Source organism: Sphingomonas sp. Leaf17, from assembly GCF_001421505.1.
Classification (GTDB): Bacteria; Pseudomonadota; Alphaproteobacteria; order Sphingomonadales; family Sphingomonadaceae; genus Sphingomonas.
Genome location: NZ_LMKL01000008.1, coordinates 12,294 through 33,889 on the forward strand (window position 1 = coordinate 12,294; position 21,596 = coordinate 33,889).

At 66.4% G+C, this 21,596-nt stretch carries 17 protein-coding genes; 7 read left to right on the plus strand and 10 right to left on the minus strand.

The genetic code is table 11. The annotated features are described in order from the left end of the window. Nucleotides 1-61 precede the first annotated feature (61 nt). Nucleotides 62-1,594: a hypothetical protein gene (locus ASE75_RS12160; protein ID WP_055933948.1), complete on the plus strand. Its 1,533-nt coding sequence runs from the start codon at nt 62-64 to the stop codon at nt 1,592-1,594. A gap of 46 nt (nt 1,595-1,640) precedes the next feature. On the opposite strand, the gene ASE75_RS12165 is transcribed toward ASE75_RS12160, so the two are convergent. The 7 genes from ASE75_RS12165 to ASE75_RS12200 form a co-directional block, all read right to left on the minus strand. Continuing rightward, the gene (locus tag ASE75_RS12165; protein ID WP_055933950.1) at nt 1,641-1,892 is read right to left on the minus strand and encodes an ATP synthase F1 subunit epsilon; all 252 of its coding nucleotides are present in this window, start codon (nt 1,890-1,892) and stop codon (nt 1,641-1,643) included. Between the two features lie 184 nt (nt 1,893-2,076). Further along, nucleotides 2,077-3,549 (minus strand): F0F1 ATP synthase subunit beta, encoded by a 1,473-nt coding sequence (gene atpD / locus ASE75_RS12175; protein WP_055933954.1) that lies wholly within the window; start codon nt 3,547-3,549, stop codon nt 2,077-2,079. A 2-nt stretch (nt 3,550-3,551) separates the two neighbouring features. Beyond that, nucleotides 3,552-4,133, minus strand: a complete 582-nt coding sequence (locus ASE75_RS12180; RefSeq protein WP_055933956.1) for a hypothetical protein — start codon at nt 4,131-4,133, stop codon at nt 3,552-3,554. Continuing rightward, on the minus strand, nt 4,130-5,008 hold the full coding sequence (locus ASE75_RS12185; protein ID WP_055933958.1) for a F0F1 ATP synthase subunit gamma: 879 nt from the start codon (nt 5,006-5,008) through the stop codon (nt 4,130-4,132). The genes ASE75_RS12180 and ASE75_RS12185 overlap by 4 nt, the downstream gene beginning before the upstream one ends. A gap of 125 nt (nt 5,009-5,133) precedes the next feature. Then, complete coding sequence (gene atpA, locus ASE75_RS12190; protein WP_055933960.1) at nt 5,134-6,663, minus strand: F0F1 ATP synthase subunit alpha; 1,530 nt, start codon at nt 6,661-6,663, stop codon at nt 5,134-5,136. 34 nt (nt 6,664-6,697) lie between these two features. Then, on the minus strand, nt 6,698-7,252 hold the full coding sequence (locus ASE75_RS12195) for a F0F1 ATP synthase subunit delta (RefSeq protein ID WP_055933962.1): 555 nt from the start codon (nt 7,250-7,252) through the stop codon (nt 6,698-6,700). 325 nt (nt 7,253-7,577) lie between these two features. Then, nucleotides 7,578-9,110 (minus strand): S1C family serine protease, encoded by a 1,533-nt coding sequence (locus tag ASE75_RS12200; protein WP_055934503.1) that lies wholly within the window; start codon nt 9,108-9,110, stop codon nt 7,578-7,580. A gap of 102 nt (nt 9,111-9,212) precedes the next feature. Between ASE75_RS12200 and ASE75_RS12205 the strand changes: the two genes are divergently transcribed. The 3 genes from ASE75_RS12205 (at nt 9,213) to ASE75_RS12215 (ending at nt 13,607) form a co-directional block, all read left to right on the plus strand. Continuing rightward, nucleotides 9,213-10,775, plus strand: coding sequence for a CpaF family protein (locus ASE75_RS12205; protein ID WP_082463958.1), 1,563 nt, complete (start codon nt 9,213-9,215; stop codon nt 10,773-10,775). Nucleotides 10,776-10,929: 154 nt separating this feature from the next. Continuing rightward, a complete protein-coding gene (locus ASE75_RS12210) occupies nt 10,930-12,132 on the plus strand; it encodes an aspartyl protease family protein (protein ID WP_055933966.1) in 1,203 nt (400 codons plus the stop codon). Further along, the gene (locus ASE75_RS12215) at nt 12,132-13,607 is read left to right on the plus strand and encodes a hypothetical protein (protein ID WP_055933968.1); all 1,476 of its coding nucleotides are present in this window, start codon (nt 12,132-12,134) and stop codon (nt 13,605-13,607) included. Before ASE75_RS12210 ends, ASE75_RS12215 begins: the two co-directional genes overlap by 1 nt. Here ASE75_RS12215 and ASE75_RS12220 read toward each other — a convergent pair. Both ASE75_RS12220 and phaR read right to left on the minus strand, forming a co-directional pair. Beyond that, nucleotides 13,579-13,770 carry a hypothetical protein gene (locus ASE75_RS12220; protein WP_055933969.1) on the minus strand — a complete coding sequence of 64 codons (192 nt, stop codon included), beginning with the start codon at nt 13,768-13,770 and terminating at the stop codon, nt 13,579-13,581. The genes ASE75_RS12215 and ASE75_RS12220 overlap by 29 nt on opposite strands. 12 nt (nt 13,771-13,782) lie before the next feature. Beyond that, the gene (phaR, locus tag ASE75_RS12225) at nt 13,783-14,379 is read right to left on the minus strand and encodes a polyhydroxyalkanoate synthesis repressor PhaR (protein WP_055933972.1); all 597 of its coding nucleotides are present in this window, start codon (nt 14,377-14,379) and stop codon (nt 13,783-13,785) included. 14 nt (nt 14,380-14,393) lie between these two features. Between phaR and ASE75_RS12230 the strand changes: the two genes are divergently transcribed. From ASE75_RS12230 to ASE75_RS12240, 3 genes are all read left to right on the plus strand, one after another. Then, a complete protein-coding gene (locus ASE75_RS12230; protein ID WP_055933973.1) occupies nt 14,394-15,473 on the plus strand; it encodes an alpha/beta hydrolase in 1,080 nt (359 codons plus the stop codon). A 25-nt stretch (nt 15,474-15,498) separates the two neighbouring features. Continuing rightward, a complete protein-coding gene (locus tag ASE75_RS12235) occupies nt 15,499-16,671 on the plus strand; it encodes an acetyl-CoA C-acetyltransferase (RefSeq protein WP_055933975.1) in 1,173 nt (390 codons plus the stop codon). A gap of 160 nt (nt 16,672-16,831) precedes the next feature. After that, complete coding sequence (locus tag ASE75_RS12240; protein ID WP_055933977.1) at nt 16,832-20,071, plus strand: TonB-dependent receptor domain-containing protein; 3,240 nt, start codon at nt 16,832-16,834, stop codon at nt 20,069-20,071. 322 nt (nt 20,072-20,393) lie between these two features. Here ASE75_RS12240 and ASE75_RS12245 read toward each other — a convergent pair whose 3' ends face one another. Then, a complete protein-coding gene (locus tag ASE75_RS12245) occupies nt 20,394-21,434 on the minus strand; it encodes an alanine racemase (RefSeq protein ID WP_055933979.1) in 1,041 nt (346 codons plus the stop codon). Nucleotides 21,435-21,596: the final 162 nt, after the last annotated feature.

A 21,596-nucleotide genomic window follows, 5' to 3' on the forward strand; every position in this document is an offset into this window, starting at 1 on the left:
TTGTAGACCAAAAGCAAGCCCCATAGAATCGCGACACGCGGGATCGTGGGGACGACATTATATGCTTTTGAAACTGGTGCTGGCGACAACGAGCCTCCTTGTCGCCAGCGGTGCCCGTGCCGAATGGCACGAGGCCAGTTCACAACACTTCGTCGTCTATTCCGACGATACGGCGGAGCATGTGAAGGATTTCACGACCCGCCTCGAAAAGTTCGACAAGGCCGTGCGGATGTTGCGAGGCGTCCCCGACAGCCGGCGTGGCCCTGCTGCGCGTGTCACCGTCTATGTGCTCGACGATATCGACGACGTTCAGCGGCTGCATTCGGGTGGCGGCAATGTTGCGGGCTTCTACATTCCCCGTGCCAGCGGATCGACGGCCTATGTTCCAAGACGGATCAATGGCGGATCGACGGGCATCAGCGCGCAGGCCGTTCTGCTGCATGAATATGCCCATCATTTCATGTTCAACGATTGGCCCAGCGCCATTTTCCCAAAATGGTTCGTCGAGGGTTTTGCCGAATTTCACGCCACTGCCAAGTTCGGCGATGACGGCAGCGTGACCTTCGGTGCGCCGCCGCTGTACCGCACCTATGGCGTTGCGGCCATGAACACCATGCCGATGCAAAAGCTCCTCAAGCCCGATCCCGGCAAGCTGTCGGATGCCGAGACATATGTGCTGTACAGCCGCGGGTGGCTGCTGACGGACTATCTCACCTTCGATCCGACCCGTCGAAAGCAGCTTGCCGAATACATAACGGCAATCAACGACGGGAAATCTATCGAGGACGCCACCAAGGTTTTCGGCAACCTGAACGCCCTCGACATCAAACTCACGTCCTACGTCAAGCGCCCGACCTTTCCGTCGATCACGATTCCCGGGGATCAGTTGACGATCGCCCCGGTCACCGTCCGTGCGGTCAGCGCCGGCGAGGCAGCAACCATGCCGATGCGTATACGTTCCAATGCTGGCGTCGATGACAAGGCGGCCCAGCAGGTCGTCGTGCAGACCCGTCGCGCTGCTCAATCCTATCCCGCCGACCCGGCCGCACAGAACACCTTGGCCGAGGCGGAATATGACGTAAAGAATTACGCGCAGGCCGCCGCCGCCGCGGACAGGGCGCTGGCCGCCAATCCCAAGTCAACGCATGCCACGCTTTACAAGGGTATGGCATTGCAGGCCGCCGCAGAAGCCGAAAAGGCGACCGACAGGAAGAGATGGCAGGCGATCCGCCGCTACTACATCGCCGGGAACAAGTTCGATAACGAGGATCCGGCCCCGTTGATGCTGTACTACAAAAGCTTCGCTGCAAGCGGCGAAACGGCACCGAAAAGTGCCGAGTCCGGCCTGCTATATGCGTCGGCGCTGGCACCGTTCGACCTGACACTACGCCTGCTCGCCGCCCGCATCTACCTGCGCGACGGCAAGGTTCCGGAGGCACGCGCAGCGATGACGCCGGTCGCATATAATCCTCATGGCGGGAAGAACGCTGAACGGGTTCGCGCAACGCTCGACGTGCTCAACCGGGATGGCGCTGCCGCAGCGCTTGCGGACTTGTCCAAAAAGACGATCGACAGCGAAAAGGACGACGACTGACAGCAAAAGACGAAGCGGCCGGTTGCAGACGCAACCGGCCGCGCGTTCAGCCGGCGCTCTCCGCCAGCACGGTCAGACCCTTGCCCGTGACTTCGGCGAACCCGCCACGGATCGCGATCGTCTCCGGCTCGCCCTTTTCGGTACGATGGATCGTCAACGCCCCGTCGCGCATCGTCGACATGAACGGCGCGTGCCCCTCCAGCACGCCGAAGTCGCCCTCGGTGCCGGGAACGACGACCATATACACGTCCTCGCTGCGGATGAGCTTTTCAGGGGTCACGAGTTCGAAATGCAGCATTGTCAGGATCTCATCTCAATCGCACGATCGAACGCGGAAGTCGCCGCCTCGAACTTGTCGCGGCAACCGGCGTTGCAGAAGCCGACCACCACCCCACGATACTCAGTCAAGGCATCCTCCGTCACCGGTTTACCCGACCACGGACAGATATCGTTGACCGGCCTATCGCGGGGCCGTGTGTCCATTACGCGTCCTGCGCCATCTTCTCGGCCTTGGCGATCACCTCGTCGATGCCACCAACCATGTAGAATGCGCTCTCGGGCAGGTGGTCGTATTCGCCATCGACAACCGCCTTGAACGACCGAATGGTGTCCTCGACCTGGACGAACTTGCCGCTGATGCCGGTGAAGACCTCGGCGACGTGGAACGGCTGGCTCAGGAACTTCTGGATTTTCCGCGCACGGGTCACGGTCAGCTTGTCCTCCTCGGACAGCTCATCCATGCCGAGAATCGCGATGATGTCCTGCAGCGACTTATACCGCTGGAGCAGCGACTGGACGGCGCGCGCCGTGTCGTAATGCTCCTGCCCGACGATGCGCGGCTCCAGGACGCGGCTGGTCGAGTCCAGCGGATCGACCGCCGGATAGATGCCCAGTTCCGAAATCGCGCGGTTGAGAACGGTCGTCGCGTCCAAGTGGGCGAACGACGTCGCCGGCGCCGGATCGGTCAGATCGTCGGCGGGCACGTACACGGCCTGGACCGAGGTGATCGACCCCTTGTTGGTCGAGGTAATGCGCTCCTGCAATGCGCCCATGTCGGTCGACAGCGTCGGCTGATAGCCCACCGCCGACGGAATACGACCGAGCAGGGCCGACACTTCGGCACCCGCCTGCGTGAAGCGGAAGATATTGTCGACGAAGAACAGCACGTCCTGGCCCTCGACGTCGCGGAAATATTCGGCGATCGTCAGACCCGACAGCGCGACGCGGGCGCGGGCGCCCGGCGGCTCGTTCATCTGGCCGAACACCAGCGCGACCTTGGAGCCTTCCGACTGCGGATTGCCGTCGGCATCCTTGGCGATGACGCCCGCGTCGAGGAACTCGTGATACAGGTCGTTACCCTCACGCGTCCGCTCGCCCACGCCCGCGAACACCGACGTGCCGCCATGCCCCTTGGCGATGTTGTTAATCAGCTCTTGGATCAGCACGGTCTTGCCGACGCCGGCACCGCCGAACAGGCCGATCTTGCCGCCCTTCGCATAGGGGGCGAGCAGATCGATGACCTTGATGCCCGTGACCAGGATCGCGCTCTCGGTCGACTGGTCGACGAACAGCGGCGCGGATGCGTGGATCGGTGCGGTCGTCTCCGCGCCCACCGGACCACGCTCGTCGATCGGCTCGCCGATCACGTTCAGGATGCGGCCCAGCGTCTTGGGGCCGACCGGCACGCGGATCTGCGAGCCCGTATCGGTCACGGTCTGACCGCGGGTCAGCCCCTCGGTCGCGTCCATCGCGATCGTGCGGACGGTGTTCTCGCCCAGATGCTGCGCGACTTCCAGCACCAGCCGGTTGCCGTTGTTGCTGGTTTCCAGCGCGGACAGGATGGCCGGCAGCGTTTCGGGGAAATGCACGTCGACGACGGCACCGATCACCTGCGAAATGCGGCCGACATTGTTGGTGGTCGCCTGGGGGGCGAGGGTATCTGCGGCGGTTGCCATCGTCACTGTCCTCGGGTCTTGCTGGTGTCCGGGCTGGTAACCCCCGGACGGGTGAATGTCACGTCGATGCGGGTCGGGGTGTTGGCGACCGTGGCGGTCACGCCGGACACCTTGCCCTGCAAACTCTCGTTGGCGAGGATCGCGTTGCCGACCGCCCCGCCGTCCTTGATCTCGAACTTGCCCATGAAGTCGCCGATCGTCTGCGCGAACCGCTGACGCGCGGTTTCGACGTCGATCGGATCGGTGATCTTCAGCGCGAACACGATATGGTCGGCCAGATCCGGCTTCGCGCCCTCGATCGTGAAGATCGCGATGCTGGGGTCGGCCGCGCCGCTGTTCGACATCATGATCGGTCGGCCGGTCGCGGCGAACCCGCCCTTCGCCGGCCCGTAGGCGCCGACGCCGAATCCGAACTGGTTGGCGGCACCGATCGCCGAGGACGGCACGCCGAACGCCCGGTCCCAGCCCGACAGCGCCTTGGCGGTCGCCGCAACCTTCGCCTCGCGCTCGTGCACGGTTTCCGGCTGCTCACCGCATCCGGCGAGCAACAGGCCCGTCGCGACCAGGGCGAAAACCGGCTTCAAAGCGCTTCGGCACCCGAAATGATCTCGACCAGCTCGGTCGTGATCGCGGCCTGACGCGTGCGGTTATACTGGATCGACAGCCGCTGGATCATGTCGCCCGCGTTGCGCGTCGCATTGTCCATGGCGTTCATCCGGCTGCCCTGCTCGGACGCCGCATTTTCCAGCATCGCGCGGAAGATCTGGATCGCGACGTTGCGCGGCAACAGGTCGGCGAGGATCGCCTCCTCGTCCGGCTCATATTCGACGACCGCATCCGCGCCGCTGGTGGCGACCTTGTCGACCGGAATCGCGACGGGAATGATCTGCATGCCGGTCGGGATCTGCACCAGCGCCGACTGGAACTTGGCGTAGAACAGGTGCGCGATATCGAACTCGCCCGCCTCGTAGCGCGCGATCAGGTCGTCGGCGATCCCGCGCGCGTCGGCGAATGCCACGTTCTTGACGGTCGACAGGTCGCGGTCACCGACGATCGCGTTGGGATAGAAGCGCTTCAGCACGCGCCCCTTCTTGCCCGCGAGGTAGAACTTCACCGTCTTGCCGGCGGCCTCAAGCTCCTCGGCCTTCTTGCGCGCGGCGCGGACGATATTGGTGTTGAACGCACCCGCAAGGCCGCGCTCCGACGTCGCCACGACGATCAGGTGGACCTGATCCCTGCCGGTTCCGGCCAGCAGCCGCGACGACCCTTCGGTCACGCCGACACGGCTGGCGAGGCTCGCCATCACCCGCTCCAGCCGCTCGGCATAGGGGCGACCAGCCATCGCCGCCTCCTGCGCGCGGCGCAGTTTCGCGGCGGCGACCATCTTCATCGCCTTGGTGATCTTCTGCGTCGACTTCACCGAGCCGATGCGGATCTTGAGGGCCTTGAGTGACGCCATCTAACTTCCCTTTGCCGTCATCCCGGCGAACGCCAGGATCCAGAGCCTCAAACCGCGCCGCTTCCGGCACTGGACCCCGGCCTTCGCCGGGGTGACGCGTGTGTGTCGTTGCTTTCGCAGCGTGGTTACGCGAACGCCTTGCCGAACGCCGTCAGCGCGGACTTCAGCGCGTCGGTCGTATCCTTCGTCATCTCGCGCTTGTCGCGGATGTCGGTCAGGATGTGCGGATGGTTGGCGCGGATATCGGCCAGCATCGCCTGCTCGTACCGCACCACGTCCTTGACCGGCACCGCGTCGATAAACCCCTGCGTGCCGGCGAAGATCGACACGGTCTGCTCCTCGAACGGCATCGGCTGGAACTGGCCCTGCTTCAGCAGCTCGGTCAGGCGCGCGCCGCGGTTGAGCAGCTTCTGCGTCGACGCGTCCAGGTCGGAGCCGAACTGCGCGAACGCCGCCATCTCGCGATACTGCGCCAGCTCCAGCTTGATCGAGCCGGACACCTTCTTCATCGCCTTGGTCTGCGCGGCGGAACCGACGCGGCTGACCGACAGGCCGACGTTGATCGCCGGGCGGATCCCAGCGAAGAACAGGTCGGTTTCGAGGAAGATCTGACCGTCGGTGATCGAAATCACGTTGGTCGGAATGTACGCCGACACGTCGCCAGCCTGCGTCTCGATGATCGGCAGCGCGGTCAGCGATCCGCCGCCATTCGCGTCCGACATCTTGGCCGCACGCTCCAGCAGGCGGCTGTGCAGGTAGAACACGTCACCCGGATACGCCTCACGGCCCGGCGGACGGCGCAGCAGCAGCGACATCTGGCGATATGCGACCGCCTGCTTCGACAGATCGTCGAACACGATCAGCGCGTGCATGCCGTTGTCGCGGAAATACTCACCCATCGCGGTACCGGTATAGGGCGCAAGGAACTGCAGCGGTGCCGGCTCGGATGCGGTCGCGGCGACGACAATGGAATATTCCATCGCGCCGTTTTCTTCAAGCGTCTTGACCAGCTGCGCGACGGTCGACCGCTTCTGACCGACCGCGACATAGACGCAGTACAGCTTCTTCGATTCGTCGGTGCCCTGGTTGGCGACCTTCTGGTTGATGAAGGTGTCGATCGCGACCGCCGACTTGCCGGTCTGGCGATCGCCGATGATGAGTTCGCGCTGACCACGGCCGACGGGGACGAGCGCGTCGATCGCCTTCAGGCCGGTCTGCATCGGCTCGCTGACCGACTGGCGCGGGATGATGCCCGGTGCCTTGACCTCGACGCGGCTGCGCTGATCGCTGACGATCGGCCCCTTGCCGTCGATCGGGTTGCCCAGACCGTCCACGACGCGACCCAGCAGGCCCTTGCCGACGGGGACGTCAACGATGGTGCCGGTCCGCTTGACGACGTCGCCTTCCTTGATCTCGCTGTCCGACCCGAAGATCACGACACCGACATTGTCGGCCTCCAGGTTCAGGGCCATGCCCTGCACGCCGTTGGAGAACTCGACCATCTCGCCGGCCTGGACATTGTCCAGCCCGTGGATGCGGGCGATGCCGTCACCGACGCTCAGAACCTGTCCGGTTTCCGAAACCTGCGCTTCGGTGCCGAAATTGGCAATCTGGTCCTTGATGACCCGGGAGATTTCTGCGGCGCGAATATCCATGACTTCAGCCTTTCCCACTGACGGCGTTTCGCCGTCAGCCTTTCATTACGTGCGCGAGCGAATTCAAACGGGTGCGGATCGACGAATCGATCATCTGCGAGCCGATCCGAACGACCAGCCCCCCCAGCAATGCGGAATCGACCGATAGGTCGACCGAAACCTCGCGACCGACGCGCTGGCGCAGCCGATGCTTCAGCTCGACGACCTGCTCGTCGTTCAGCGGATGCGCGGACACGACCTCGGCCGTCGCCTCGCCGCGATGGCGCGCCGCCAGCGTGCGGAACGCGGCGATGATCTTGGGCAGGTCGCGCAGGCGGCGGTTTTCGGCCAGCACGCCCAGGAAGTTGCGGGTGGTGGCGTCCAGCCCCATCGTCTCGGCGACGGCGGCGATGGCGCGGGCCGAATCCGTCCGGCTGATGAGCGGGCTGTTCACCAGCGCGCGGAAATCATCCGACCCGGCCAGCGTCTCGCGCAAGGTGGCAAGGCTCGCCTCGACCGCCTCGATCGCGTGGGCGTCGCGCGCAAGCTCGAACAGGGCGGTCGCATAACGACCGCCTAGACTTGCCTGGATACCGCCGGATGTCTCCACGGACTGTTGTTTCCTCGTCGCAGAACAGGTTGGCCCCCTGGAGCAGAACTGCTCGCCCCACGGGGAAGAAAGGCGCGAAAAACGCGCCCTCCACGGGTTGCGGGCCGGTTAGCATCGGGCCACCGATTGTGCAACCCGGCGTGACGGGCAGATGACGGTTCGTACAGGAAGGGTACAGGTTGGCGTCGTCACGCGAAAACAGGATCGGCGAACCGCGTTCTTCTCATATTGTCGACATGACAACGGGTTGACGCCGGGTTTTAGGACGGGACGAGAAGTCGGAGGGGGTGCTGCCGGTGTAACCTTTGACACCTTTCGCCCGCGCTCACCCGCCCACGCCGCACCGATAGACCAGCTTTTCGTTGGGCAGCGGCGGCAGGGTCGCACGGATCGCCGCCACCCGTTCCGCCACCCTGGCCGTGGCGATCGGATCGGCGGTGCAGGACTTCACCGGTGCCTCGCCCCGCGCCGCCCGCGCCGCCTCCATCGCCGCCGCCGACATCAGGTAGCGGGTGTTGGTGTAGGTCCGCGTCGCCGGATCGAAACCAAGGACCGATACGGTCTGCTCCTCCTCGGGCACCAGGATCTTTTCCCACCGCCCGTTCGCCGCGACATATTGCGTCCGCCCGTTCATGCAGCCGCCCTGCCCCCACGTCATCGGCACGTCGGCGGTCGACGAGATCGTCACCCGGCTGCGTTCGGGCACCAGCCTGCACACCAGCGATCCCAGCGCCTGATCGGCAACGACCGGCGCGGCGGTCGCTCCCCCGGCTGTCGCCGCCGTTCCGGTCGCCAGCATCGGCTCGCCCGACGGCCGGAACACGAATACCAGCACCGCCGCCGCCACCGTGATCCCGCCACCGGTCAGGCACCAGATCGCGGTGCGCCGCTGCCCGCGCGATTCGAACAGGCCCGCCGCGCCGATCGCCAGCGCCCCGCCGACCAGCAGCAGCCCGGCCAGCGCCATGAAGTTCTCCCGCTCCCGCTCGGCCGCCTCGCGCGCCTTCGCCCGCTCGGTTTCCGCCGCCATCGCCCGCGCCGCCGCCGCCTCGCGCAGGGCCACGGCCGCATCCGTGGCGGCGCGCGCATCGGCATCGCTGTCCTGCCGCAACCGGTCCTCGATCGAGGTGCAGGGGATGCCGACCGAGGCATAGGGCTGGCCCGCCGCGCCCAGAAACGCCGCCAGTTCGTTGTCGGCGATCGCAAACCCGAACGACGAATCGCCCTCCTCGCCGCGCGTGATCGCCGAGTTGACGCCGATCACCCGGCCACAGCCGTCCAGCAGCGGCCCGCCCGAATTGCCGCGCGCGATCCCCGCCGTGTGCAGCAGCACATCGACACCGCTCAGCGACCGGCGCGCGGAAAAACCGCCCTCGGACCGCACCGGCGAGGTCGGCCGGATATAGTCGGCCGCCGACTGCGCCGTCGCCAGGTCGACATTGCCCGGATAGCCGAGCGCCACGACCCGGTCGCCCTCGGTCACCGGCCCGGTGTACAGCGCCGCCGGCGGCAGGCGGCCGCCGGTGAACTCGATCAGCGCCAGATCGCGTTTGGCGTCATAGGCCACGACCCGCCCCTGATAGGATTTCGCACCCTCCGACGGCACGACGCCGATGACGACATTGTCGGGATATTGCGTCGCCAGCTCGACGACATGCGCGTTGGTGACGATGCGGTTGGGCGCGACCGCAAAGCCGCTGCCATGTCCGAACCCGACGACCTGCTCCCCGTCCATCGCGATCGTCACGACCCGCACCACGCCGCGCGCGGTGGCGGAAATATCGTCGGCCCGTGCGGCCGACGGCATGGCGAGCATCAGGACCAGCAGGACCGGCGACAGCAGACGGAAAACGATCATACCCGCCATCTACCGCCCCCATCCCACGGTTGAAAGCGGGTTAGGCAAATCTCAAGCCTTCGCCCCTACGCCAACCGCCAGGGTACAAAGGGACAGCGCGGCATGAGTGCGTTCGGACGACGAGACGGAACCAGTGGCAATGCATCGTCGGGGAGCCAGTCGGGGCGACCCGCGTTCGGCGTCGCGCGGCCGATGCGGGGCGGCGCGCCGGTCGCGCGCACGGAACCGCAGGGCGGCGAGCAGTTCCCGCCGCTCGATCTCGTGCCCCTGCCCGGTGCGGGCATCGGCGAGGCCGAGGGCGTCGGCATCGGCACCATGCCCGGCATGGCGATCGACGCGATGCAGCGTCTGGCCGACCGCCAGGCGTCCAGCGGCGAGGCCGGCAACAGTCGCGGCGAGGGGTTCGAGGCGTCGATTCACAAGATCAAGGAACAGGTGCTGCCGCGCCTGCTGGAACGCGTCGATCCCGAAGCCGCGGCAACCTTGGGCAAGGACGAGCTGGCCGAGGAGTTCCGCCCGATCATCGGCGAAGTGCTCGCCGAGCTGAAGCTGACCCTCAACCGCCGCGAACAGTTCGCGCTGGAAAAGGTGCTGGTCGACGAACTGCTGGGCCTCGGGCCGCTGGAGGAGCTGCTCGCCGATCCGAACATCACCGACATCATGGTCAACGGCCCCGACCAGACCTTTGTCGAACGCAAGGGCAAGCTGGAACTGGCGCAGATCCAGTTTCGCGACGAGGAGCACCTGTTCCAGATCGCGCAGCGCATCTGCAACTCGGTCGGCCGCCGCGTCGACCAGACCACGCCGCTGGCCGATGCCCGCCTGAAGGACGGATCCCGCGTCAACGTCATCGTACCGCCGCTTTCGTTGCGCGGCACCGCGATCTCGATCCGCAAGTTTTCGGCCAAGCCGATCACGCTGGACATGATGGCCGGCGGCGGGTCGATGTCGACCAAGATGGCGACCGCGCTGAAGATCGCCGGGGCCTGCCGCTTCAACGTCGTCATCTCGGGCGGCACGGGTTCGGGCAAGACGACGATGCTCAACGCCCTGTCGAAACTGATCGACCCGGGCGAGCGCGTGCTGACGATCGAGGATGCGGCCGAACTCCGCCTGCAACAGCCGCACTGGCTGCCGCTGGAAACCCGCCCCGCCAATCTGGAGGGTCAGGGCGAGATCAGCATCCGCGACCTCGTCAAGAACGCGCTGCGTATGCGCCCGGACCGGATCATCCTGGGCGAAATCCGTGGTGCCGAATGTTTCGACATGCTGGCGGCCATGAACACCGGGCACGACGGGTCGATGTGCACCCTCCACGCCAACTCCCCGCGCGAGGCGCTGGCGCGTATGGAGAACATGGTGATGATGTCGGACATCAAGGTACCGAAGGAGGCCATCAGCCGCCAGATCGCCGATTCGGTCGAACTCATCATCCAGGTGAAGCGCCTGCGCGACGGCTCGCGCCGCGTGACCAACATCACCGAGGTCATCGGCATGGAAGGCCCCGTGATCGTGACGCAGGAGCTGTTCAAGTTCGAATATCTCGACGAAAGCGCCGACGGGAAGATCATCGGCGAATATCGCTCGATGGGCCTGCGCCCCTACACGCTGGAAAAGGCCAAGCAGTTCGGCTTCGACCAGGCCTATCTTGAGGCCTGCCTCTAAGGCGCGCCTCCCCCGTCATCCAGGCGAACGCCTGGATGACGGCATTGGCGAGCGGCAACGGCGGCATCACGCGCCCTACCGTCCCATGATGCGCGTGCCCCACCCCATTTCAACACATGACGCCGGCCCACCGCTCGGCTAGGCAACGCGCGCCATGCGCCGCCTTCTCCCGCTCGCCCTGATCCTGACGACCACCGGCGCGGCGCAGCGCGACCCGGCGGCGGCCGTGATATCGCCGACCGACCGCGCGCCCGGCACGGCCACGCTGTCGCCGGATACGGAAACCCGCTGGGTTCCCTTCGACCTGACGCCGGGCAACCAGATCCGCTTCACGATGGCCGTCGATGGTCGTGACCTGACCGCGATCCTCGACACCGGCGTCAGCTTTTCGGTGCTGTCGCGTGCCGCCGCCGACCCGGCAAAGGTCCAGTCCGGCGGCACCGCCACCGCGATCGGCGGGTCGGTCGCGATCGGCTGGTTACCGACCGCGACCCTGTCGCTGGGCGGCCTGACCCGCACCGGCGGCGGGCTGACAGTCACCACCCTGCCGGCGACCGCGACCGGCAGCGCGCGTGCGGTCGACCTGCTGCTGGGGCGCGACGTGCTGGCACCCTATGCGCTCGACATCGACTATGCCGCCCGTCGCTTCCGCCTGCTGCGATCGGGCCGGATGCCGTATCGCGGGGCGATCGCGCCGCTCGCCGTCTCGGCCGCGCGCAACGTCTATGAAAGCGCGATCACGCTTGGCGGCCACCGGGTCCGACCGATGGTAGTCGACACCGGCGACGGCGCATCGGTCAGCGTCACCGACCGCGCGTGGAACGCGCACGCGCCCGCCGGCCTGCCCGTCACGACCACGATCGCCTTCGGCCTCGCCGGCGAACAGACAAGCCGTCTGGCCATCGTTCCGACGATCGGCCTCGGCACGCTGGTCGCCCGTCAGGTCGAGGTGCGGATCGAGGCCGCCGACGGCTTTTCGCAATCCATCGGCACCGCCGGCCGGATCGGGTCGGGTCTGCTCCAGCATTACCGCGTCCTGCTCGATCCCACCGCCGGGCGGATGATCCTGCGCCCCGGCCCCACCGCCGACACGCCGCCGCTGCGATCAACCAGCGGCCTGCTGCTCGGCATCCTGCCCGACCGGTTGCGCGTCCTGCACGTCATGCGCGGCGGACCGGCGGCGGCCACCGGTTGGAAGGACGGCGACACCATCTGCGCGATCGACGGGATGCCGGTCACCGCCGACTACGCCACCAGTCCGCTCGCGGCCTGGTCCGCTGGGAAACCGGGCCGTGTCGTGACGCTTACGCTGTGCGACGGGACGACCCGACAATTGACACTGAAGCGATTCTACTGATGCCGGCTGCGGCATCCCGTCTCCGGCCCGCATTGTACCTGCTGGCGTTCGCGTTCGCCCTGCGGATCTGGGATTTCGGCAATCCGGTCATTCATGTCGACGAGCAATATTATCTGCTGGTCGGTGACCGGATGCTGCACGGCGCGGTGCCCTATATCGACATCTGGGATCGCAAGCCGATCGGCCTGTTCCTGCTGTTCGCTGCGCTTCGCCTGCTGCCCGGTGACGGCATCCTCGCCTATCAGCTTGCCGCCACCGTCGCCGCCGTCGCCACCGCGTGGCTGGTCCACCGCGCCGCGTTGCTGGTCGGCGCGCGACCGCGCGGCGCGCTGGCGGCCGGGGCGATCTACCTGATCGGCCTGTCGCTGCTCGGCGGGCGCGGCGGCCAGTCTCCCGTCTTCTACAACCTGCTGATGGCCGGGGCCGCCCTGCTCACGCTGCGCCTGCCGCGGCTGGCACGAGGCGGCGGGGCGATCGTCGCCAACGGCCTTGCCGCCTGCCTGCTCGCCGGCATCGCGATCCAGATGAAATACACCCCGGCGGTCGAGGGCGCGTTCTTCGGCCTGGCGCATCTCTGGTATCTGCATCGCGCCCGCCGCCCGCTGCCCGTCATCCTCGGCGGCGCGGTCCTGCTCGCGCTGGCCGGCCTGCTGCCGACGCTGGCCGCGATCGGCTGGTACGCGGCACAGGGCCATGCCGCGCTCGATGCCTTCTGGTTCGCCAACTTCACCTCGATCGCCCTGCGCGCCGGCTATCCGGCGGATCAGATCGCGATGCGGCTGCTCGGCATCGTCGCACAGCTCTCCCCGCTGGGCATCTGCGCCGCCTTCACCTGGCGGCGGCGTGCCCGGGGGGATGCGGGCGCGGTCCAGCGCCTCGGCTTCGGCTGGCTGGCGGCGGCGGTGCTGGGCTTCCTGGCGATCGGCACCTTCTTCGATCACTATGCGCTGCCGCTCGTCGCGCCGCTGGCGATCATGGCCGCGCCGATGCTCGGCCGGTCGAACCGCGCGCTGGTCGCCACGCTGGGCCTTGGCCTCACCTTGTTCGTCGTGGAGCGCGGGTTCGCGCGCAGCGACCGCGATAGCGCACGCGCGCTGGCCCACGTCGTCGCGGCCAACACCGGCAATCGCTGCCCCTATGTCTTCATCGGCGACACGGTCACCTATCTGCTCGCGCGAACCTGCCTGCCGACGCCCTATGCCTTTCCCAACCTGCTGGCCTATGCGACCGAACAGGGTGCGACCGGCATCGACGAGGCAGCCGAGGTCCGCCGGATCCTGGCCACCCGTCCGCCGGTCATCGTCACGTCGGACCGGCGGCTGTCGATCTGGAACCCGGCCAGCATCACTGCGGTCAGGGCCGCGCTCGCCCGCGACTATCGCCCGGTCTTTTCAACCCCGCGCGCCAGCTGGAACAGCCTCGTCTATCTGCGCAACGATCGACCGTTCAGGACTTCACCGCCAGCGCGACCGTGATCGCCAGCCCTATCAGCGCCAGCATCTGCACCGTCGGCCAGTCGACCCAGCCCACCCGGTCCGGATCCCGCCGTCGCCGACGCCGCCAATCCCCCAGCCCCGCGCCGACCGCGACGGCCAGCAGCATGGCCGCCACGACCCACAGTCCCGTCACCTCCGGCACGCAAACAAGCCGTCAGCGGTTCAGCTTGTCGATCTTCTCGTTCAGCCCGGCCAACTGCGCCTTCAGCGCGGCGATCTCATCGTCCTTGCTGGCCCCTGTCGCGGTCGCGGTCGCGGCCTCGAACGGCACGGCCCCGGGCATGCCCGGCGCACCCGGCTTGAACGCCTGCGCCGCCGCCTCGAACATCGCCATGTTGCGCTTGGCGAGGTCGGCGAACGGCGTGCCCGCGAACGGTCCGGTCGAAAACGCGCCCTCGACCGCGGTCTTGAACTGGTCGTGATTGCGGCGGAAGCTGTCCATCGACGCTTCCAGATAACCCGGCACCATCGCCTGCATCGAATCGCCGTACATCGCGATCAGCTGACGCAGGAAGCTGACCGGCAACATCGTCTGGCCCCGGCTTTCCTCCTCCATGATGATCTGGGTCAGGACATTGTGGGTGATATCCTCGTCCGACTTGGCGTCGACCACCTTGAAGTCGCGGCCCTCGCGCGTCATCGCCGCCAGATGCTCCAGCGTGATGTAGGACGATGTTTCGGTGTTATAGAGCCGACGATTCGCGTACTTCTTGATGATGACGACACCGTCACCCGCGTACTGCTTCTTCATCGAGGCCCCCTGACATGTTTGATGCGGTAGCTACAGGCTTTGATGACGCGCCGCAACATGGACCCCGGCCGCTGCCGCTGTTCCTCGACATGCTGGCCCGCGAAACCGCCGGCGCACCGGATCGCACCGCCGCCGCACTGGCCGGACTGCACGCCTATCAGACCGCGAAACGCCTGAAAGCCGTGGCCCTGCCGCGCGCGCGCCACCAGCGTGGCCGTGCCCGCCTGCGCGACTATTCAACCGGGCACGGTACCGGCGCGCCCATCGTCTTCGTCCCCTCGCTCATCAATCCGCCGACGATCCTCGATCTAGCGCCCGACCGTTCGCTGTTGCGGTGGATGGCGGCGCGCGGCCATCGCACGCTGCTCGTCGACTGGGGCATGCCTGGCGAAGCGGATCGCGACATCGACATCGGCGGCCATGTCGAACGCCTGCTGCTGCCGATGCTGCGCCGCCTGTCAGCGCCGCCGGTTCTCGTGGGCTATTGTCTTGGCGGCACCATCGCGCTGGCGGCGGCCTCGGCCATGCCGGTGGGCGGCGTGGCGACCATCGCCGCGCCCTGGCACTTCACCGGCTATGGCGCGCAGGCCCGTGCCGACATCGCCCGTCTGTGGACCAGCGCCGCACCCGCCTGCGCGGCGATCGGCGTCGTGCCGGTCGAGGTGCTGCAAGCCGGCTTCTGGCAGCTCGACCCGGCCCGGACGATCGCCAAATATGCCGCCTTCGCCGCGATGACGCCCGGCAGCCCGGAGGCCCACGCCTTCGTCCGGCTGGAGGACTGGGCCAACAGTGGCGCACCCCTGCCCTACGCCGCCGGCCGCCAGTTGTTCGAGCGGTTCGTCGGTCAGGACGATCCTGGTGGCGCGGGCTGGACGGTCGGCGGCATCCCGATTGATCCGGCCGCGCTCTCCTGCCCGTCGATCGCCTTCGCGTCGCGCACCGACCGGATCGTTCCGGCCGCCACGACGCCCACGCTCGATGCCCGCCACGACCTGTCGATCGGCCATGTCGGCATGATTGTCGGCGGCAAGGCCCATGACCAGCTGTGGATGCCGCTTGCACACTGGATCGAGACGCTGTCGCCCCCTAGATAGACCGAAACCGCGAGAGGATCCTACCATGACCGACATCGTCATCACCGCCGCCAAACGTACCCCCGTTGGCAGCTTCCTCGGTGCCTTCGCCGCCACCCCCGCGCATGAACTGGGCCGCATCGCCATCGAGGCCGCGCTGGAACAGGCCGGCGTCGCCAAGGAGGACGTATCGGAAGTCATTCTCGGTCAGGTGCTGACCGCCGCGCAGGGGCAGAACCCCGCGCGCCAGGCGTCGATGAACGCCGGTGTGCCCAAGGAAGTCCCCGCATGGGGCGTCAACCAGGTCTGTGGATCGGGCCTGCGCGCCGTCGCTCTTGCGGCCCAGGCGATCGCCACCGGTGACGCGACGATCGTCGTCGCGGGCGGCCAGGAATCCATGTCGCTCAGCGCCCACGCCCAGTCGCTGCGCGCAGGCCAGAAGATGGGCGACCTCGGTCTCATCGACACGATGGTCAAGGACGGCCTGACCGACGTCTTCAACGGCTATCACATGGGCATGACGGCCGAAAACCTCGCCGAGCAGTACCAGATCACCCGCGGCGATCAGGATGCCTTCGCCGTCCGTTCGCAGAACCGTGCAGAGGCCGCGCGGTCGTCGGGCCGGTTCAAGGACGAGATCGCGCCCGTCACGATCAAGGGCCGCAAGGGCGACACCATCGTGTCGGATGACGAATATATCCGCGCTGGTGCAACCATCGAAAGCGTCGCCGGCCTGCGCCCCGCCTTCAAGAAGGACGGCAGCGTCACCGCCGCCAACGCCAGCGGCCTGAACGATGGTGCCGCCGCCCTCGTCCTCATGAGCCGCGAGGAGGCCGAGCGCCGCGGTTCGCCGATCCTCGCCACCATCAAGAGCTGGGCATCGGCTGGCGTCGACCCGTCGATCATGGGCATCGGCCCGGTGCCGGCCTCGAAAAAGGCACTCGAAAAGGCCGGCTGGACCGTCGCCGATCTCGACCTCATCGAGGCGAACGAAGCCTTTGCCGCGCAGGCCCTGTCTGTCGGCAAGGACATGGGCTGGGATGCCGAGAAGGTGAACGTCAACGGCGGCGCGATCGCCATCGGCCACCCGATCGGTGCCAGCGGTGCCCGCGTCCTGACCACGCTCATCTACGAAATGCAGAAGCGCGACGCGAAAAAGGGCCTCGCCACCCTGTGCATCGGTGGCGGCATGGGAATCGCCATGTGTCTGGAGCGGTGAAAAGGGGCCGTTAACGCTACCTGTGACGGAAGTGTGACGGTTTTGTCACGTTTCAATGTAAAACGCAGCAGTCGCAGCATGAAAGATGAACACAACCTTGCGCACTGAGGCGTCACCGCGTTGAATGGCCCCGTTCAGCATAGAACGGGGCCAAAAAAACATGAAGACCACTCGCTTTCTGGAAGCGACCGCGCTGGTTGGCGCATTCGCTTTTCTTCCGGGCATTGCTTACGCTCAGGACAACACGCCGCAGTCCGCAGCCGTCGTGCCGGATGCCGCACCGACGCAGGATACGACCGAACCCGCCGGCGAAGAAATTCTGATTACCGGATCGCGTATCCGCGCACCGAACGCAGAATCGGCCGTGCCGATCTCGACGATTTCCGCGGCGGAACTGACCCAGACGGCGCGTACGTCGATCGGTGACGTGCTGAACGATCTGCCGCAGTTGCAGAGCACGTTCAGCCAGTCGAACTCGACCCGCTTCCTCGGCACCGGTGGTCTCAACCTCCTCGATCTGCGCGGACTTGGCCCACAGCGTACGCTGGTGCTGGTCAACGGCCGTCGTCATGTCGGCTCCGACATTCTCAGCAACGCCGTTTCGGTCGACATCAACACGATCCCGACCGACCTGATCGAAGCCGTCGATATCGTCACCGGCGGCAACTCGGCCGTGTACGGCTCGGACGCACTGGCCGGCGTCGTCAATTTCCGCCTCAAGAGCAATTACGAGGGCCTTCAGATCCGCGCGCAGGGCGGCGTCAGCGACGAGAAGGACGCAGGCACCTATTTCGTCAGCCTGACCGGCGGCAAGAACTTTGCCGAAGGCCGTGGCAACATCGCCTTCAACCTGGAATATGCCCGGACCGAGGATCTGTTCGCGTCGGGCCGCAAGGAATACCGCCAGACCGACGGTTTCATCACCACCAACATTGACCCGACCGGCGTTGGCCTTGGCGGCAACCTGAACTTCGACGGCGTACCCGACGCCAGCTTCTTCCGCGACATCCGCGTCGGCACCTTCTCCGACGGCGGCCTGGTGTCGTTCGCCGGCGCTCCGGCGGGTGCCAACTCGGCTGCTCGCTGCGGTCGTGACCCGCTCGGCCGTGCCTATACCTGCAACTACCTGTTCCAGCAGGGCGGCGGTCTCGTTCAGCAGAACGGCACCCGCGTCGGTATCGCTGCCGGCAGTGCGGCCGCACCATCGGCAACGCCATCGGGTTCGTTCCTGGGCGGCAACGGCAATACCCGCCGCGAGGGCGTTCTGGTCCAGCTCCTGCCGCAGATCGACCGCTACGCGGCAAATCTGATGGGCCATTTCGACATTTCGGATGCGTTCGTCCCGTTCTTCGAGGCGAAGTACGTCCGTGTCGATACCGTCAGCCTTGGCGGCTCCGGTCCGGCGTTCTTCACCGGGGGGACCATCGACGCACTGTACGAGCGTCCTCGCCTCGACAACCCCTTCCTCGACGCATCGTCGCGTGCAACCTTGACCGCGCAGGCGCTTCAGGCCGTCGACGCTGGCCTGAACCCGACGAGCGGCGCGGCAATTACAGCCGCACAGGCAGCAACCCTGCGGGCGCAGATCAACAGCGGCGCGTATCGCTTCACCCTGCGCAAGAACCTGACCGATTTGGGTTCGCGTCGCGAGGATGCCCGGCGTGAGACCTATCGCTTCGTCGGTGGTTTCCGTGGCGACCTGTCCAGCTCGCTGAACTACGAAATCTCGGCGAACTATGGCGAGTTCAAGGAAAAGACCCGTGTCCTCGGCAACGTCGACGTCCAGCGTCTCAGCCTTGCACTTGATGCAGTCCGTGCACCAAATGGCCAGATCGTCTGCGGTGCGCAGCTCGACGCCAGCCGCTTTGCGTTCGACACCGATCTTGGTGGCAATGCCGCAAATCTTGCCAGCGACATCACCAACTGCCAGCCACTGAACCCGTTCGGTGTCGGCAGCATCTCGGATGCGTCGCGCAACTATGTGCTGCGCAACACCACGTCCGAGGGCAAGATCACGCAGCTCGACATCCTCGGCTCGATCGCCGGTGACACGTCCAGCTTCCTGAAGCTGCCGGGTGGCGCGATCGGTTTCTCGGTCGGTGCGGAATATCGTCGCGAGACGAATTTCTTCCAGGCCGACCCCTTCGTCGAGGCGGGCTACACCTTCTACAACGCGCTCGCGACCTTCTCGCCGCCGTCGTTCGAGGTGAAGGAGGCGTTTGGCGAGCTTCGTGTTCCGTTGCTGAAGGATATCTTCCTCATCAACGAACTGACACTGTCGGCCGCCGGTCGTGTGTCGGATTACAAGGGTTCGGCCGGTACCGTGTACACCTACAATCTGAACGGCGTGTATTCGCCGGTCGAGGGTGTCCGGTTCCGTGCCAACTATGGTCGCGCCGTTCGCGCACCGAATCTGTCGGAATCGTTCTCGGCCGCTGGCCAGAACTTTGCCACGATCAGCGACCCGTGCTCGTCGGACAATCTGGGGCGTGGTACCCAGTTCCGTCCGGCCAACTGTGCCGCCGCCGGCATTCCGACGTCGTATAACTACCAATACGCCGAATCGCTCGAAATCCTGACGGGCGGCAATCCAAATCTGTCGGTGGAAACGTCGGATTCCTACACGTACGGCGCGGTTTTGACGCCACGGTTCGTGCCCGGGCTGACGGTGTCGGTCGATTATTACAACATCAAGGTCGACGACGTCATCACGGCTGTCAGCGCGCAGGGCATCATCAACAACTGCTACGATTCGCCCTCGATCCAGGACAACCAGTTCTGCTCGCAGTTCCAGCGCGTCGGTGCTGGAGGTACCGGCCCGAACGGTGAACAGGCCTTCCGCATCATCGAGGGCAGCCTGCTGCAGTCGTCGTTGAACTTCGCCAGCCTGAAGCGTCGCGGTATCGACGCGAGCATCAACTACGTTCGAACCGTTGGTGACGTCCGTCTGGCCGCAAACGCGATCTACACCCACATCCTGGAAAGCAGCAGCTTCCTCAATCCGCTGCAGCCGGCCTTCGCCGACACCGTCGTCGACGAGCTGGGATCGCCCAAGGATCAGGTGTCGCTTAACCTGGGTGCGGACTTTGGTGACTTCACGCTGGACACCAACTTCCGCTACCTCTCGAAGCAGGCCGTCGGTGCGATCGAGAACCGCATCGCGTTCCAGGATCGCGCGCCGCAGAACCTCGACGATTTCAGCGTCCCCTTCTATCCGGATGTCCTGTACATCGGCATGAAGGTCGGCATCGACATCGGCGATCGTTCCAACTTCTACGTTGGCGTCGACAACCTGACCGATCGTCTGCCGCCGCTCGGCACGACCGGCATCGGTGCCGGCAGCGCGATCTTCGACAATATCGGTCGTCGTTTCTATGCGGGCATGACCGCCAAGTTCTGATCGCCACGATCAGTCCGAAGCCTTTTGGGGCCGGTGGATTTCCACCGGCCCTTTTTTTGCAGCTTGCGCCCATACGGACAGCCGACACGGTCGCCGGAACCGCAACCGGCGCGGCCAGACGGTCCTGATCCATCTTCAGGCTGGGTTTACCGGTGGTGAAACCGCGTTTCCGGTCCACGGCCCGCGGATCACCCCGCCGGTGACGACGCGATCCTGTTTACCAACACGCGGGCCGATGGTTCACCTGATCCGCGCCTGCGTCACGCCGACCTGCCGGTGGAGCGCGGCGTTCAGTGGCTGGCGACGCGCCAGCTTTGCCGTTTCACGCTCCGCTGACCCATTCCCGATCATAGCGCGGGCCGAGCCGCGTCAGCAGTTCGTACTGCGACAACCCGCACGCCGCCGAGGCGGCCGGCAGTGCGAAATCCAGGCCGATCCAGTCGCCCTCCAGCACGCCGGGCGCGGCGCTGACGTCGATAGCGATCAGGTCCATCGACACGCGGCCGATGACCGGCAGGGCGGTACCGTCTGCCACGCGGGCGCATCCCCGGTCGGAAAATCCGCGCGCATAGCCATCCGCGTAGCCGATGTTGAGGATCGCGACCTCCGTGTCGTGCGTCGCGGTCCACGTCGCGTTGTAGCCGACCGTCGCGCCGGTGGAGACGCGGCGGCGTTGCAGGACCTGTGCCTGCGGGGTCACCACCTGCCGCAGGATCGCCGCCATGTCCGGCCGGGGCACGCCACCGTACAGCGCGAGGCCGGGGCGGACGAGGTCGAACGCATAGCCGCAGCCCAGCGCAACTCCGGCCGAGTTGGCGAGGCTGAGGCGCCGCGCGCTCGTCCGCCCGGCCAGACCGGCGAGGGCGACACGCTGACGGTCGTTCATCGCGCTGTCCTCGTCGGCGCAGGCCAGGTGGCTCATCAGCGTCTCGATTCTCAACCCGTCGAGCAGCCCTCCGGTTACCGCCGCCGCTGAGACGCCCAGCCGGTTCATGCCGGTATCGACCATCACGTCGCACAGCCCGCCGCCCGCTTCACGCCAGCGCGCGACCTGCGCGTCGGTGTTCAGCACCGGGCGCGCGATCCCGGTCAGCGCAACGCCCCTGTCCTCGTCGCGGACACCGTGCAGCACGGACACCGTCACGCCGAGCGGAGCCAGCGCCACCGCCTCCGCCCAGTTGGATACGAAGAAATCGCGCGCACCCGCTGCCGCCAACCGCTGGACGACCTGGGCCGCGCCAAGGCCATAGCCATCGGCCTTGACCGCCGCGCCGCAAGCCGCCGCACCGCTGAGACGATCGAGCGTGCGCCAGTTGGCGACCAGGGCGGCGGCATCGAGCCGAAGGCGTAAGGGAGCAGTCACGTTGGCTCCGCTACCGGAAAAGGCGTCGGCGGGACAGACGGGGATGACCGAAGTTGACGAAGTTGAGGTTCGTGACGGATCTGTCGGAGGGCTGGGCAAGGGCGACGTCAGGGGTTCGGGCCGGGTCAGCACCCGGCCTGCAACGGACACTGGCAAACCCCG

Bases quoted from the DNA above. Each gene is read 5' to 3' on its own strand.
- ASE75_RS12200 (WP_055934503.1), bottom strand. From the start codon at position 9,110: ATGATCGTTTTCCGTCTGCTGTCGCCGGTCCTGCTGGTCCTGATGCTC.
- ASE75_RS12230 (WP_055933973.1), top strand. From the start codon at position 14,394: ATGTTTGATGCGGTAGCTACAGGCTTTGATGACGCGCCGCAACATGGA.
- phaR (WP_055933972.1), bottom strand. From the start codon at position 14,379: ATGAAGAAGCAGTACGCGGGTGACGGTGTCGTCATCATCAAGAAGTAC.
- ASE75_RS12160 (WP_055933948.1), top strand. From the start codon at position 62: ATGCTTTTGAAACTGGTGCTGGCGACAACGAGCCTCCTTGTCGCCAGC.
- ASE75_RS12210 (WP_055933966.1), top strand. From the start codon at position 10,930: ATGCGCCGCCTTCTCCCGCTCGCCCTGATCCTGACGACCACCGGCGCG.
- ASE75_RS12205 (WP_082463958.1), top strand. From the start codon at position 9,213: ATGAGTGCGTTCGGACGACGAGACGGAACCAGTGGCAATGCATCGTCG.
- ASE75_RS12240 (WP_055933977.1), top strand. From the start codon at position 16,832: ATGAAGACCACTCGCTTTCTGGAAGCGACCGCGCTGGTTGGCGCATTC.
- atpA (WP_055933960.1), bottom strand. From the start codon at position 6,663: ATGGATATTCGCGCCGCAGAAATCTCCCGGGTCATCAAGGACCAGATT.
- ASE75_RS12185 (WP_055933958.1), bottom strand. From the start codon at position 5,008: ATGGCGTCACTCAAGGCCCTCAAGATCCGCATCGGCTCGGTGAAGTCG.
- ASE75_RS12165 (WP_055933950.1), bottom strand. From the start codon at position 1,892: ATGCTGCATTTCGAACTCGTGACCCCTGAAAAGCTCATCCGCAGCGAG.
- ASE75_RS12215 (WP_055933968.1), top strand. From the start codon at position 12,132: ATGCCGGCTGCGGCATCCCGTCTCCGGCCCGCATTGTACCTGCTGGCG.
- ASE75_RS12235 (WP_055933975.1), top strand. From the start codon at position 15,499: ATGACCGACATCGTCATCACCGCCGCCAAACGTACCCCCGTTGGCAGC.
- atpD (WP_055933954.1), bottom strand. From the start codon at position 3,549: ATGGCAACCGCCGCAGATACCCTCGCCCCCCAGGCGACCACCAACAAT.